General features: G+C 41.0%; 11 protein-coding genes. 6 read left to right on the top strand and 5 right to left on the bottom strand.

The window, feature by feature from the left end; translation table 11 throughout:
• The first annotated feature begins 235 nt into the window (after positions 1–235).
• The gene (locus UWK_RS14225) at positions 236–2215 is read left to right on the top strand and encodes a hybrid sensor histidine kinase/response regulator (RefSeq protein ID WP_015405086.1); all 1980 of its coding nucleotides are present in this window, start codon (positions 236–238) and stop codon (positions 2213–2215) included.
• A gap of 69 nt (positions 2216–2284) precedes the next feature.
• Here UWK_RS14225 and UWK_RS14220 read toward each other — a convergent pair whose 3' ends face one another.
• Entirely contained in the window at positions 2285–3517 is a 1233-nt protein-coding gene (locus tag UWK_RS14220; RefSeq protein WP_015405085.1) for a DUF711 family protein, read from the bottom strand.
• A gap of 95 nt (positions 3518–3612) precedes the next feature.
• Positions 3613–4521, bottom strand: a complete 909-nt coding sequence (locus UWK_RS18695; protein ID WP_015405084.1) for a DUF3943 domain-containing protein — start codon at positions 4519–4521, stop codon at positions 3613–3615.
• 568 nt (positions 4522–5089) lie between these two features.
• Between UWK_RS18695 and UWK_RS14210 the strand changes: the two genes are divergently transcribed.
• From UWK_RS14210 to UWK_RS14190, 5 genes are all read left to right on the top strand, one after another.
• On the top strand, positions 5090–6433 hold the full coding sequence (locus UWK_RS14210) for a MipA/OmpV family protein (protein WP_015405083.1): 1344 nt from the start codon (positions 5090–5092) through the stop codon (positions 6431–6433).
• A 371-nt stretch (positions 6434–6804) separates the two neighbouring features.
• Positions 6805–7290 carry a hypothetical protein gene (locus tag UWK_RS14205; protein ID WP_015405082.1) on the top strand — a complete coding sequence of 162 codons (486 nt, stop codon included), beginning with the start codon at positions 6805–6807 and terminating at the stop codon, positions 7288–7290.
• A gap of 240 nt (positions 7291–7530) precedes the next feature.
• A complete protein-coding gene (locus tag UWK_RS14200) occupies positions 7531–8919 on the top strand; it encodes a sensor histidine kinase (protein WP_015405081.1) in 1389 nt (462 codons plus the stop codon).
• Positions 8909–9562: a response regulator gene (locus tag UWK_RS14195; RefSeq protein WP_015405080.1), complete on the top strand. Its 654-nt coding sequence runs from the start codon at positions 8909–8911 to the stop codon at positions 9560–9562. Before UWK_RS14200 ends, UWK_RS14195 begins: the two co-directional genes overlap by 11 nt.
• 264 nt (positions 9563–9826) lie before the next feature.
• Complete coding sequence (locus UWK_RS14190) at positions 9827–10855, top strand: ethylbenzene dehydrogenase-related protein (protein WP_015405079.1); 1029 nt, start codon at positions 9827–9829, stop codon at positions 10853–10855.
• Between the two features lie 77 nt (positions 10856–10932).
• Here UWK_RS14190 and rsgA read toward each other — a convergent pair whose 3' ends face one another.
• The 3 genes from rsgA to UWK_RS14175 all read right to left on the bottom strand — a co-directional run bounded on the left by rsgA (position 10933) and on the right by UWK_RS14175 (position 13570).
• Complete coding sequence (gene rsgA, locus UWK_RS14185) at positions 10933–12006, bottom strand: ribosome small subunit-dependent GTPase A (protein WP_015405078.1); 1074 nt, start codon at positions 12004–12006, stop codon at positions 10933–10935.
• Between the two features lie 143 nt (positions 12007–12149).
• The gene (locus UWK_RS14180) at positions 12150–12947 is read right to left on the bottom strand and encodes a transglutaminase domain-containing protein (protein WP_015405077.1); all 798 of its coding nucleotides are present in this window, start codon (positions 12945–12947) and stop codon (positions 12150–12152) included.
• Between the two features lie 242 nt (positions 12948–13189).
• Complete coding sequence (locus tag UWK_RS14175; protein ID WP_015405076.1) at positions 13190–13570, bottom strand: hypothetical protein; 381 nt, start codon at positions 13568–13570, stop codon at positions 13190–13192.
• Positions 13571–13841: the final 271 nt, after the last annotated feature.

The following is a 13841-nucleotide window of genomic DNA, read 5'->3' as shown; positions in this document are numbered from 1 at the left end:
TTAACCAGACAACTACATACTCGCAAGATTGCGTTAATGTCAATATCAAAAATTATAATTCTCGGAAGTTTTGAAATCTATATCCAATGAGTACCTTGATATGACATAGTGCTTACTCATTACAACTCATGCTACACATTTGTGTTAAGTAATATTTTTTAATACTTGTTTTCCTCAAATTGATCTGATTAACTATTCTTACGTGAGTTTTTAACAAGGAGAAAATCGTACACTAATGATACAAAAAATCGACTCAACAAATACTCCCCAAAAGATTAAAGAGTTGGAGGAGACAATTGCAAGGCAGCAGGTATTAATTGCTTCTCTAGCCAATAAAGCTGAATTTTTCGATGCTCTAAATAGAAACACCTCGGATCTTATTCATTCCGTCTCCCCGGATGGTAAATTTCTCTTTGTAAATCAGGCATGGCAGGAAACCCTTGGCTACAACGACGAAGACCTGAAGACTATCAGGCTTATGGACATAGTTGACCCAAAATGTAAGGGGGAATGTCAGCTTATCTTTCAGGATCTCCTGGCTGGAGAAAGAATAGACCGAAACACTACCACATTCATTGCCAAAAACGGCCGTGAAGTCAATGTGGAAGGTCGTTGCTCCACCCGATTTGTTAATAATAATCCTGTAAACATGACAGGTGTTTTCAGGGATATCAGTGAACACCAGATAAATGCCAATGCACTTCTTGAAAGCGAAGAACGTTATCGAGAACTCTTTGAAAATACGACAGATCTCATTCAACTGGTATCTCCAGAAGGCCAGCTTCTTTACGTAAACCGTGCCTGGAGAGAAACCTTCGGCTACAGTAAAGAAGAGGTTGCAAACCTTTCCATTTTCAACCTTATTTCCCCCACCTGTCAGAACCACTGTGAAGCTGTTTTTAAGAAAGTTATCTCTGAACCAAAAATCAACTATATTGACACTGTCTTTACGTCAAAAGATGGTCGAGATATTAGTATAGAGGGGAATGCCATATGCAAATTTGTCGATGGCAAGCCTGTTCGTACGCAATGTATTTTTCGTGACGTAACTCAGAAGAAACGTATGGAAGAGGAACTGCACAAGGCTCAGAAAATCGAATCACTCGGAGTTCTGGCTGGGGGGATTGCCCACGATTTCAACAACCTTCTCACTGCCATTCTTGGCAACGTCTCCCTGGCGAAGATGTCTCTCAATAACCTCGAAAAAATCAATAACTATCTCGAAAACACAGAACGTGCCACTCTTCGTGCCAAAGGCCTGACTCAGCAACTACTCACCTTTTCCAAGGGGGGAGCGCCAATAAAACGCACTGCAACCATTGGTGCCCTTATTACTGACTCAACTGCTTTTGTCCTCAGAGGTTCCAGGGTTAAATGCCTTTTTGATTTTCCTGAAAATTTATGGCCGGTTGAGGTTGATGAAGGTCAAATGAGTCAGGTTACCCAGAATCTGGTCATTAACTCCAGCCAATCCATGGAACATGGCGGAACTATAACTATACGTGGGGAGAATGAAGTTATTGGGTTAAATTCAGGCACATCTCTTCCAGCAGGAGAGTATGTGAAGCTGCAATTTGAGGATCAGGGCTGTGGTATCCCCAAAGAACATCTCGCCAAAATTTTTGATCCTTATTTTTCAAGCAAGGAATCTGGAAGCGGCCTGGGTCTGGCAATTTCCTACTCAATTATTAAAAATCACGATGGCCTTATTCAGGTGAAGTCTCAAATAGATAGAGGTACCACATTCACCATCTACCTTCCTGCCAGGCCACACGCAGAAATCTCATCTTCAGTCGATCCAGAAAAAACAGAGTCCCCTTCACCTGTCAAAGGACGTGTGCTTATCATGGATGATGAAGCAATAGTTCGGGATATGTTGATTGAAATCCTGAACTATCTAGGCTGTGAAAGTGTTGCTGTATCAGATGGACATGAAACGATCAAATCCTATATTGAAGCACAGAAAAATAAAAACCCATTTGATATCCTGATCATGGATCTTACCATTCCAGGAAGTATGGGAGGGTTGGAAACACTGGAGAAGATTCAGGCTTTTGATCCAAAAGTCAAAGCCCTGGTATCCAGCGGATATGCCAACGATCCTGTCATGGCAAACTACAGGCAGTATGGTTTTTGTGGTGTGGTTCCGAAGCCTTTCCTGGTGGAAGAACTGAAAACAATCCTTAATAAATGCCTTTTCTCTGACAAAAGCTGATTCTGCTTTTGCAAAAGCACAGGAGAACGGAAATCTTCCCGTTATAGGACGTTAAGAAGGAAGTGTTTGTTACGGAACATCCAGTACGGCACAGTTACAGAGATCATCACTTTCAAAGACAGTCCTATCCCCCGCCTTTAACCCTGGAACGGGAAACAGCCGGACAGTTAACGGTTTATTTAATCGAAAGGCCATTGTTCCAGTATCGCGCATTAATGCAGAAATCTTTTCAATTGACGTATCACCTGGAATTGGCACGGTATCCAATCCTATTCCACAAACAGCACTGTAAGTTAACAGCGAACGGATGTCATAATTTGAATCTACAGTTCCACGAGCAAGACCAGTGTCTTCCGTCAAGGCCAGCATGAGCCCAGAGAACCCGACAAGATTCACCCCGGTAATCGATTTAAATACTTTCGTTAATAATGACGATGCTTCGACGGTGCCAGAAGCACCGAAATACTCAACACCCATCTGTTCATAAACTTCAACCATGCTGGAACAGTTTTTGGAAGGTGCCGCCGAGCTGTCAAAACCTGAGAAGGTGAATTCTTTATTTGTCTCAAATTGTTTAACAACTTCATTTATCATTGTTATATGATATTGAAGTGCCTCACTCATTACCTGGAAGTATTCCTTAAACAAATCATTATGGTCGCTGGTCTCCGCTTTTCGGTTAAAATCTTTCAGTACTGTGACAAGCAGGTCAGGAGTTTCCAAACCTATGACAAAACAATCCCCTATCTCTTTTTTATGATACCCTGCTGGAAAATACGGTATTAACGGATCACAATTAAAATTCACGGTAAAATTAAAATTTCCTTCACCTCGGGGGGTTATTTTACTGATCTCTGAAACCGCTTCGGCAGAACTTCTGATGAGGTGATTGTTGAGAATACCAGCTGCATCAATTCCAACATTGACACAGACATTACAGAGATCCCCAAACTCCTTAACCAATTCAGGTAAAAGAGTTATCTCAGTTTGAGTCCGTGCTTCTCCAATAGCAAACCTAACACGAATCCCTGACAAATCAGAGGAAGCAAGGAGGAGACTCAAATAGGATAAATCTTCTTTGGCACCTTCCAGGCTCTCGGTGTTTAAATATTCACCAAATGGGTTTGTGACAATTCTTACAGATTGAACGGCATACCCATGCTCCAGAAATCTGGCAGAGAGGTGAGAACAAAAAGAAGATGCCTTTAAAATTTGTTTCTTCCACTCTGATTTGTCATCAGTTAATGATAAAAATGTTGTTATTGTCCTGATTTTACAGAGATCCTTGTTTTTAAAATTCAAATTTGTCTCCAACAGATTGTTTTTTTTATTGTGAAGCTGTTGTTATTGGTTGATTACACAAAGCCATGTCTAGTGGGAAAAGAGAGAGATTTTAGTTACCACTGAATGGTCAACTGAAATCCGTATCGTTCTTCATGCGACTTTTGCCGGTCATCCTGAGTGATTCGATTTGTTCTACTGTAGGTGGGAATAAAGCTAACTTTAGTATCCGAGGAAAATAGAGAATCCATCCATCTTTTGAGAGGCGGTACTACATGACCAAACGGGTCAACCAGAAAAAGAGCTGTGGCCCCGAGAATACGACTATTAAAGACCCTTCCCTTGTTTTCTTTAATGTGATGTTCAATAGGAAGAAGTACCTCGGCAAGGCCCCAGCCAAGAAGAGGGGTAACTATCATATCCTGGATAGAAACCGGTTCAGCCCAGGCCTCAAGACCTATTTCATATACTGAAGAGATCGCAAAAGAAAAGAATAGTGATTCAAGTCGTGAATACCCGTAATGCCTTGCGTAAATAAAATAGGTGGATCCAAAGTAAGGATGACCTACAAAGTTAATCCAAGCCTCATCCGGATCCATTCGCCAGGAACTTACATTCTCATTCCAGTCCTCCAAGGACTCATTCCAGGTGATTTCATCACAATCCCAATTACTGACACCTTCAGGCATAAGGTAGAGTACACCCAAAACAGTAAAAGCTGGGATAAGGAAATAGAAAGAATCCTCCATCAGAACAGAATATCTCCCCAACAAACCATCCTGGTGCGGAGGCTCCAGGGAATCATAGTATACATTCAGGTCAAAAGTATCTTTTTTCGGCTGATCTCTGAACAGTTCTTTGAGATCAGGATCACTGAGATAGCGGTTGCTGGAGTAATAGCTGTTACCTTCCTCCTTCATATTCGCGGCAGCTGCCTGACCATTGCGAGGAACGAGCAGGAGAAGACAGAAAATGAGAAGGAGGTATCTCTTTGAAAACCTGTATCTGGAATTTCTTCTAATCATGGGACAATGTTTAATTTAATATCATTTGTTTACTATCCCAAACAGAAAAACCTTAGGGTAACGTGTAAATAGCATAAATTCTGTTTTTGCGGATATGGGTAATTACTAAGTGATCTTGCTTCTGCAGTATACGATGTAAGACACAAAAAAGAGACCAACCAACCAAGGACTTTTATCTACATAGCGGTCCCCATAAAAAACATACAATAAGCACCTGTCCTCGCTCCCTGCAAGCCAGTTTCAAGAAATGATCCTAATCCACCAGATCACCAAAAACTGATAGTCCAACCCTGTACTATTTTCAAATGATGGAGAGTTCTAATTCACGCAGGGCTACACCACAAACGCTAAAAATCGCAGTGAGACAAGACCCGAGAGCCCAAAAAATTTTTAAGTAAAAGGGTTTTGCCAATATCAAATTTATGGTATGAATTCTACAAAAAGTTTTAAGGGCAGGCTCTTTTTCAATTATACTTCTCTCCTGAGATCACCCGAATCTCCCGACGAACTCTTTCCTTTAATTAACCAGCTCTGTTGTCATTGAGACCCACTTTACAGGTGCTTTGTTATGAAAATATCGACAAAAACCCTTATTCTCTTACTCATTTCTTTTCCCCTTGTTTTTTGTACCGGGGCCATGGCCTTAGAACCCACTTCTTCCCACCTAGACACTACCCCTTCAATTTTTGAACACAAAGAGGAGAAATGGGGAATAGGCTTCGCGGCAAGGATGGCCTCTATTCCATTCAAAGGTGATGACTCTTCAAAAAACGACTTTATTCCCCTACTCTATTTTGAAGGTGAGTATCTTTTCCTTGACGGCCTTGAAGGCGGAATCAAGTTACTGACCCGTGATAATTGGCAATTACGTCTCCTGGCTCGCTGGCGCTTTTTTGATGTTCCTGACGACACCTACGATGCTCAGATCGACACTGATGTCCTGGATTGGGGCCTTCAGATTCACTATCAGGCCGATCAAACCCCTCTTTTTTTTAAGGTTGATCTCATGACAGATGAAAGGCAGCGCCTGTCGTCAAACTGGCTGGTTGGCTTTGAGATAAACGGTGGTAATATAATCATGAGTCCTTACATGGGCTTGCGTTTCAAAGATTCACGGTTCAACGATTATTATTATGGTCTGACCATGGATGATGTCGGTTCCGGCATGGATGTCATTGCGGGAATTGAGGCTAAATATCACCTCTTTGATAATGTATTCCTACTCGGATCAATAGAAGCAACCAGACTTGACAGCAATGCCAGAAACTCCTTCTATGTGGAGGATGAATTCCAGGAAAATATTTTTCTTGGAATCAGCTATCAAAATGCCCCCCCTCTGCCCTCTACAACCATCAAGGCCAAACCTTATATCCGTGTAGCCCATGGCTGGGCCACCCCTTCTGATCTCAGCGACATCATTTCCTTCAATCGAGAACGCGACCACGACAATAACCAGCTTACCTCGATTTTTTACGGTCATCCACTGGCCGACGATTTTCTGGGTGTGCCCCTGGAATCCTACCTGACTCCTGGAATTGCCTGGCATTGGAATTCAGGGGTCCAGCAGTCAAGTCAAGAATTCGTGTTAGCCATTAAGCATTACTACACATTCGACTGGCCTTTCACCTGGCGCTTCGGAATGGGCGAAGGTCTTTCCTATGCTGGCGAAATCAGTTACATCGAACAGGAAGAAATGGATCGCAAGAAAATCGAAGCAAACAAATGGCTCTTTTATCTCGATTTTTCCCTTGATTTTGATCTTGGCAAAACCTTGCATGTCCAGGCCCTGGAAGATGTCTGGCTCGGTTATTCCGTTCACCACCGTTCAGGCATCTTCGGCAACTCGTCGATTTTCGGTAATATCAAGGGCGGCAGTAACTACAACATTGTTTATCTTCAGTACCATTTCTAAAAAGTGAAGTGATAAGGATTTGCTTCCCGTTAGAAAAGTACCAAGTAAAACACACCCTCACCTACTCGCCTAGTCGTATATATCAAGAGTCAATAACTCAATAGAGGAGCGTTTGCCTCTATTTAAGCGGTTACAAACTCGCCTCCCCTTCTCATTAAAACTAAAATAGTAAAAGTTACCGATTTTACCAGTGTATACATACTACTTATTTTAAACGTATTGAACAACAAAGAGCTAAATGCTCTTACGAGGGTGCATACTCAAGGAATAAGGAGCTATATATTCAAGAACGTTGTAGTGTTAAATAGACAGGGAAAATTTAATGTTCCAATCATGCTTCGCTTATTCTACCTCTTCCAAGGTGATTTGTAATGGACACTCCCTCCCCACCTGGCATTTTCTCAACTTTTATCACCTCCCATCTCCCTCAGTTTCTTGATCATTTTGGTATCAATTACTGCATTGATGGGCCCCAAATAGAGTATTTTGTTTTCCAAAAAATTACAGGAGCCGATATCTCCTGCTCAGTTACTATCAACCTCGATGAAACGGCAGGACAGATTAACGTGATGACTTTTTATCCTGGTTTACTGCTCCACCCAAAAACCCGATACTTTTCTGCCGTTTGTTTTTTCATGATTTTGAACCATTTTGCAAATTTTCATCACATTGTCAACGGGTGTCGAATTTCTCTCAATACCAGGCCAGAGGTCTTCGAACATTTCTATTCATTGCTTAAGGATTTTGATTTTCATGTTTTGTTGATTGGCAAAGGTGGACAGATTGCAATTGAAAGTTGCTTTTTTCCTTTGGGCGTAGACACCTCAATGTTAATTGAAAGAGCAATAGTGTTGTAAGTATTACCCCGCTACCTCCCCGTTTTCCTCTAACAATAACAGTTTTTTACACCAAAGAATGTGAGTTATCCCTGATTTACTATTGAACAATCCATAGCAACTGTGAAGGCAATTATTCAGAGTGCACTGTTTTGTGTTTTTGTTTTCCAGTGAATTCTTTATATTTTCCTTGCCTGTTTGTGGTAAATTTATATCATGTGGGTGCTATATCGTGGGATCTCAAAAACAGACGGTGTCTGAGTGGGCCTGAACTTTGTACTTTACCTTCTATACGGCTTGGCGTTTTTTACTCTTGGAGTATCCATTCTTTCCAGGGATATTCGCCTCAGTGAACTTGGTATAGCAAAAATAATCTGGTTACTGGCAGCTTTTGGTCTTACTCATGGCTTTCACGAGTGGCTTGAACTGTTCGAGCACTTACATCCACATATTCAGACTTCGCTGTTTTCTTATTTTCGTCTGGCCGTCGTCTCTCTTTCTTTTCTGTTTCTCTTCTATTTCGGTTTGTTTTTAAACATTATAACTATTTATGGTGACAATTCCCTGGAGACGATTCCCAGTACTATTAAAATACTGGTCGGAATCCTGGCAATGGCATTAATCATGTTTGCCGCCTATCTGGACATTGGCACCGCAAAAGACATAAATACTCGCCTTCTTGTAGCTTTCCCTGGCGGTTTACTGGCTGGAGTCGGACTTATTATTTATTCAAGAACCGTTAAGGCATTTTCAAAAAAGGTTGCTGGTAATTTCATTTATGCAGGCAGTTTTATGATTTGCTATGCAGTGTTAACAGGCATTATTCCCTCAACTTTTATTGTACCTTTTTTTGAGGTGAAAATAATTGTGTTCAGGGGAATAAGTGCATTTCTTATCATGACGTTTACCATTAGAGGGTTATCAGTTTTCAGCCTCGAACAGCGCGAACTTATAAATGAGCACCTCTTAAGGTTTTCACAATCTGAAAAACTCACGTCCATGGGTATTTTAGCAGCAGGCATTGCCCATGAAATAAACAATCCCCTGACTAACGTTTCCTTGAATGTGGAAATGCTTAAGGATTTAATTGGTGATGATGAGCGGGTTAACAAAAAGATTGCCACCATTGAACGTAATGCCACTCGGGCCTCCCGCATCGCAAAGGAATTGTTACATTTTTCAAGAGACAAACAGACAGACCTCAAACCTGTAGATGTAAACCGAATCATAAAAAGTACCAAAGTTTTATTAAAAAACCATAAGCTCAGTTCGATCATAACTTTCGATCTACATGATGCTCCAAAGATAATGGGAATACCCTGGAAACTGGAAGAAGTATTTATAAATTTATTAATGAACAGTATTGATGCCTGCACTGAAACTGACTCCATTACGCTTACGACGTTTCAGGATAATGAAAATGTTGTGATAGTTATCACTGACACCGGCTATGGCATTAACAAAGAAGACGCCCCCATGATATTTGATCCATTCTTCACAACAAAAGATGTTGGCAAGGGGACCGGTCTTGGACTATCTGTGTCGTACAATATTATAAAACAGCATGGAGGAAAAATTTCGTTTGTTAGCGATCAGAACAATGGCGTAATTGTGCGTGTATCTTTCCCGGTGATAACCGATGAACACTGAAACGATCATGGTCATTGACGATGACCTGGATTTACGAGAAAGCATAATGGAGATTCTTGAAGAGAGTGGGTTCTCCGTAATGGGCTGTGAAAATGCTGAGACAGCATTACAGCAAATAAAACGAAACGCTCCCCGTTTAATAATTGTAGACAACATGATGCCCGGAATGGGAGGAATGGCATTTCTACCACTCGTAAAAAAAGATTACCCAAACATAAAGACCATTATGATCACTGCATTTTCAACGGTTGAAAATGCAGTTGCAGCAATGAAAATTGGGGCCGATGATTACCTGAGTAAGCCATTCAAACGTGCCGAGCTGCTGGTTGCCGTAAAAAGGAATCTGGAAATTTTGAAGTTTGGCAAGAAACTATCGGATCAGGACATGGATGAGACCCTTTCATGCCTCTCAAATCAGATTCGACGACAGATTCTGAGGGTTCTTTCAGTTAAAGGAGCTATGCGTTTCATGGATATTACCCGATATCTTCAAATCAGTGACCATACAAAAGTTAATTTTCACCTCAAAAGCCTGAAAAACAATGACCTCATCTGTCACGATCAAGGGAAAACCTATAAACTAACCCCCCTTGGTGCAAAGATGGTTGATTATCTTCAACTCCTTTCCACAAAAATATTATAACATATTAGACACCTTCCATCGTTCTGTGAAGTATACTTCACAAAAATCCACCATTTGTGAACAACCATTATCTGGAAACACCTCCCACAAAGTCCTACAATGTAGCAATCAGCCCTTATGCCTGGTTTTGAAAACACCACCGCCAAAAGGTGGCAACTGAATCGGTATGAATTTTAATAGAGACTTTTTGACGAAAGATGCGGGTAATGCAGATTTTTAAAAGGGTTTCCGTAAGGTGCATAATCAGAATATGGAGGTATGCAAATGAAAACATTGGAAATTATGACTGTAGCAGCTATTCTTGGCTTCAGTACCACAGCTATTGCCGCTGATCAGACCCTTGTGAGTAGCAGAGCAAGTTCACCTATTACTCTTGATGGGCGAGCCGATAAAGCCTGGGACGGTGCCGATTCAATTACCGTAACTGTTGATGAGACACCGTATGAACCCAGCAATGGTTACAAAGGTATGGACAAAACAAACGTTATTATTAAATCACTTTATGATGACACCAATATATACTTCCTTATAACATATACTGATCCAACCAAGAGCCTTGAACGCTTCCCATGGGTCAAACAGAGTGACGGTTCCTGGAAAAAGATGGCTAACAAGGATAGCACCGGTCATGACAATACCTATTATGAAGATAAATTTGCAATGTTCTGGAATATCAGCACCAAGGGCTTTGCAGAGGAAGGCTGTATGATTTCCTGCCATCTGGATGAGCCTGGGGATACTTCTGCAGGACGAAAATATACTGCATCTCCAGAGGAGACCATAGATATGTGGCATGCTAAATTTGTACGCTCTTCACCAATGGGAATGTTTGATGATCAATACATGGATAACAATACTGACCCCAAAAGTAATAAAGGATGGGGAAGAAAAGGTGACACAGGAAAAGGCGGTTACAAGGATAATGATAATGCCGACAAATCAGGACCGGCATTTATGAATCTTAATCCAACTGCGGATGAAATGTATTATGTGATTCCGAGTAAAAAAGTACCGTTTGTTGACAACTTCAAGGCCGGAGATGTTGTTCCGGGAATCAGCATTGCACCTATGATGGGCGGCCGAGCAGACATTCTCTCTCGAAATGAATATAAAGACGGTGTATGGACCCTCGAGGTGGTGCGTGCATTAAGAACTGAAGGTGAAAACGCCGATACCCAGGATGTCCAGTTCACCGACAAATCAAAAAGTTACCCCTTTGGTATCGCTGTATTCGACAACTCTCAGATCAACCACCTTTTCCATACGAAAACCCTTGAACTGAAGTTTAAATAACACAGAATAACCTCTCAAAATCTCCGACAATTAAAAAAAGGCAGATCACGGAATTTAACGGGTTCTGCCTTTTTTTATTATCGAAGATTTTTTCGGTAATTCATTACAGTCTTGCAGTGTTTTCCGAATTGTTTATCCTTTTTTCTTTTCTCCAGATATGACATTTCATTGTAAGTGGACTCTTTGGACATTTTCATATAATTATGATAACGATCCTGAGACAATAGGCCCTTATCGACTGCATCCAACACTGCACACCCTTTTTCTTTGATATGTGTACAATCGTTGTATCGACATTTTTCAGCAAGAGCCATTATTTCAGAAAATGTCTCTTCAATTCCAGTATCAACTGAAAAAAAACCAAGTTCACGCATACCTGGTGTGTCTACGACCATGGCTCCACAATCCAATTGAGTGAGCTGCCTATGCGTTGTGACGTGCCTTCCTTTACTTTCTTTTTTGCTCACAGCCTCAGTTCTATAAATTGATTTCCCGATGAGATTATTGATTAATGTTGTTTTTCCAACACCAGATGATCCCAATAAGCAGTATGTTAGTCCCGGTTGCATATTTTTTCTCACAGAGTCCAAACCAGATTCATTTTCGTTGCTAAAGGGAATTACTTGTAAGTCCGGCATAACTTTCTGAATATCGTTGATTCTGTTTGTGATATCTTCAGGAGCCAGTAAATCACTTTTACTCAGCAATACAATTGGTTGGATATTACTTTCATTGACAACGACAAGATAGCGTTCAAGACGACGCAGGTTGAAATTCTCATTTAAAGATTGAACAATGAATGCCACATCTATATTGGCAGCGATCAGCTGAAACTCAACTTTTTTCCCAGGAGTTTTTCTTTTCAGTAAAGATTTACGAGATACAATTTCGTGAATTATAGCGAATGTCTTTTCATCATAAAAATTCACCAAAACCCAATCTCCCACTGCTGGATAATCAGCAGGCGATGAAGCATTGAAAATCAATTTACCAACCAATTCAGCTAAAACATCGATCTCGCCATTGTTTATAGTATAGCTTTCTTTGTGTACCGCTACTACTCGTGCTAAATCAAATTGCTCAAGGATCCCTGAGTCAATTGATGCCAGTACTGATTTATTACACCCTATTTTCTTTAAATTGTTTGACATGTTATCTGTTTAAAATCTAGTTATTAGAACAATAGAAATCGGGATTTTCAGTACTGAACTTTTATTTGTGAATGCTGATGAGCATGACTGACTTGATTAAAACTCCAGTCGCAGGCAGACTCAAATCTTTACTAAGTCCTGTCTTAGAAAGGAGGTTCGGCCATTCGTTCGACATTGACTTGCATATTTAGCTGGTTTACGGGGTCACCGAATTGAGTATATATAGCCACATCGGCCGCATCTCGTCCAAAAGCGATCGCGACACGTCCACCTTGCAGACCGACTTGTGTTGGATCAAATGTGTACCATCGATTTCCGACATAAGCTTCAAACCAAGCATGAAGATCCATCGGTTCGAGTGACTCAAGATACCCCACGACCATTCGAGCCGGTATCGATAGCGCTCGGCAGCAAGCAATGCCTAGATGTGCCATATCCCGGCAAACTCCGTGTCCTAACTCGTTTAGCTCGGAGGCACTTATGATCTGCTGTCCTTCACCGGGTGTGTACGTTACCGTGTTGCGGATATAGTCTACAATTGCAGTGCATTGATCGTAGCCAGCAGCCTGGCCTGCCACGAGAGATGCAGCCATTTCGTTAAAACGATCCGATTCACAATATCGGCTTGGGTAAAGGAATGGTAGCGTCTCATCGGGCAACTGTTGTACTTCAACAAAATTGGCTCCAGGGCCCATGTCGGATACATCCGCTGTTTCAATCTCAACGGAGGTATGAACGGAAAAATATCCGGCCGGCGCAACCAGTCGCTGACACAGGTTACCGAATGAATCGGTAAACTCAACTACCGAAACGCTTGGTGATAAAACATACTGTTCGCGTGCGACCCATTGCTGCCTTCCGCTCCGGGGGCGCAGCATAAGCAGGAACGGAGTTGGAACAGGAATGTTGAATTCAAGGGAACAGGAAGCGTGTAACCACATGATAATCCTTAGCAGATTGGGGAGCGACTTTCACGTTATCTGCGTCAAATTCACTGCCTGGTTCGGCGAACTTAATTGTTCTTAACTAATACTTTTGTAATATCAAGCATTACAGGGGACATTATCATGGATAAGCATTAATTTTAAATAAATTGTATTTTTAGCTGTGAATACAGGTGTTGCAGAACAACGGGGTAAGAAGCGTATTTTTTTGACTGAAAGAAGGTATCACCAGGTGATGTTCAATCAGCATTTTTCACCCATTTTATAGCTTCCTCCATTGTACGAACTACAGTTTTGTCCACTGGAATGTGGTCTGTATATGCATCCCATTCTCGCGCCGCGCCAAATTGTAGGTCTGCGGGGCATACTAATGCTGTTTTAGCTCCAGATCGTTGCTTACTGTATTTTTCGGCTAATAAAGATAATGTATAAAGAAAGTCAGATGAAATCTTTTCAAAAAACATGTTTGAGAGATCATAAATAGCATTAATATTTTCAGGGTACTCATTTGATTTGACAATAGCGTCTAGTATTTTTACAAATTCTTCTTGATTAAAGACCCCTTCTACTTGAACTGTCAGATAAGCACTTTGTTTATTGTGAACAATTTTAAATGGCATATATAATGAACTTTATTTTTTTGTTAGATCCATAAAATTGGGGCTGACCCCTCATCCATCATTTTGTTGAACGAAGCCCCTAACGCAACAGGAAGAACCCAAAAAAAGAGATAACTCTAGTAAGTGTCCAATCCCAGAAACGTACAATACGAGCAAGTGTACCATGAAATCATGTGAAGTGAAACTATTTGCAGCCCTCTACTAGCAATCTTAGATGCTGTAAAAAATGACTGACAATCATCAGATTCTGTTTGTTGTTCTAAGAATAATA

This window comes from Desulfocapsa sulfexigens DSM 10523, assembly GCF_000341395.1.
Lineage (GTDB): Bacteria > Desulfobacterota > Desulfobulbia > Desulfobulbales > Desulfocapsaceae > Desulfocapsa > Desulfocapsa sulfexigens.
Note: the sequence above shows the minus strand (reverse complement) of the source record. Positions and strands in the feature narration are given on the sequence as shown.

What these genes read in the sequence shown, in the direction of transcription:
- UWK_RS18695 (WP_015405084.1), bottom strand. Translation starts at nt 4,521, where the DNA reads ATGATTAGAAGAAATTCCAGATACAGGTTTTCAAAGAGATACCTCCTT.
- UWK_RS14195 (WP_015405080.1), top strand. Translation starts at nt 8,909, where the DNA reads ATGAACACTGAAACGATCATGGTCATTGACGATGACCTGGATTTACGA.
- UWK_RS14210 (WP_015405083.1), top strand. Translation starts at nt 5,090, where the DNA reads ATGAAAATATCGACAAAAACCCTTATTCTCTTACTCATTTCTTTTCCC.
- UWK_RS14205 (WP_015405082.1), top strand. Translation starts at nt 6,805, where the DNA reads ATGGACACTCCCTCCCCACCTGGCATTTTCTCAACTTTTATCACCTCC.
- UWK_RS14180 (WP_015405077.1), bottom strand. Translation starts at nt 12,947, where the DNA reads ATGTGGTTACACGCTTCCTGTTCCCTTGAATTCAACATTCCTGTTCCA.
- rsgA (WP_015405078.1), bottom strand. Translation starts at nt 12,006, where the DNA reads ATGTCAAACAATTTAAAGAAAATAGGGTGTAATAAATCAGTACTGGCA.
- UWK_RS14225 (WP_015405086.1), top strand. Translation starts at nt 236, where the DNA reads ATGATACAAAAAATCGACTCAACAAATACTCCCCAAAAGATTAAAGAG.
- UWK_RS14175 (WP_015405076.1), bottom strand. Translation starts at nt 13,570, where the DNA reads ATGCCATTTAAAATTGTTCACAATAAACAAAGTGCTTATCTGACAGTT.
- UWK_RS14190 (WP_015405079.1), top strand. Translation starts at nt 9,827, where the DNA reads ATGAAAACATTGGAAATTATGACTGTAGCAGCTATTCTTGGCTTCAGT.